This window comes from Tsukamurella sputi (genome assembly GCF_007858445.1).
Classification (GTDB): Bacteria; Actinomycetota; Actinomycetes; order Mycobacteriales; family Mycobacteriaceae; genus Tsukamurella; species Tsukamurella sputi.
Genome location: NZ_VIGV01000179.1, coordinates 1 through 540 on the forward strand (window position 1 = coordinate 1; position 540 = coordinate 540).

Consider the following 540-nt stretch of genomic DNA (forward strand, 5'->3'; position numbering starts at 1 on the left):
GCCCCGAGGGGCGCTACACCACCGCGGGCGCGATCGGCGGCGCCGTGGTGCAGCTCGATCTGCGGACGATGTACCTGAAGCAGCTCGAGTTGCACGGTTCGTCGCAGGGCACGCGCACGGCCTTCCGCAGGCTGCTCGGGTACATCGAATCGGGCGCGATCCGCCCGCTGCTGCACGGCACGTACCGACTGTCGCGGCTGCGGGAGGCCCAGCGGGAGTTCATGGCGAAGTCGTACGTGGGGAACCTCGTGGTCGTCCCCGACCGGCATTGGGACCGGGTGGGGGCGCCCCATGCTGCGGCGTGAGTGCTCGCTCGAGCTGATCGACACCCAGTCGGGCGGCGACGTCAGCCGGATCGTCGTCGCCGGGATCGGTCCGATCCCCGGGGCGACGGTGCGCGAGAAGGCCCGGTACCTGCAGGACGAGGGCGATGGGCTGCGGCGCCTGCTGCTCTCGGAACCGTACGGCGACCCGGCGATGTCGGTCGACCTGATCGTGGAACCGGGCCACGCCGAGGCGCAGGCCGGGTACATCATCATG

General features: G+C 71.1%; 1 protein-coding gene and 1 pseudogene. Both read left to right on the top strand.

Annotation, left to right across the window (positions count from 1 at the left end; translation table 11 throughout):
- Positions 1 to 305: pseudogene (locus FK268_RS23710) on the top strand (Zn-dependent oxidoreductase); the annotation flags it as partial.
- Positions 292 to 540, top strand: a 249-nt coding sequence (locus FK268_RS23715) for a proline racemase family protein (protein WP_166443523.1), incomplete at its 3' end; no start/stop codon positions are given. The pseudogene FK268_RS23710 and the gene FK268_RS23715, both read left to right, overlap by 14 nt.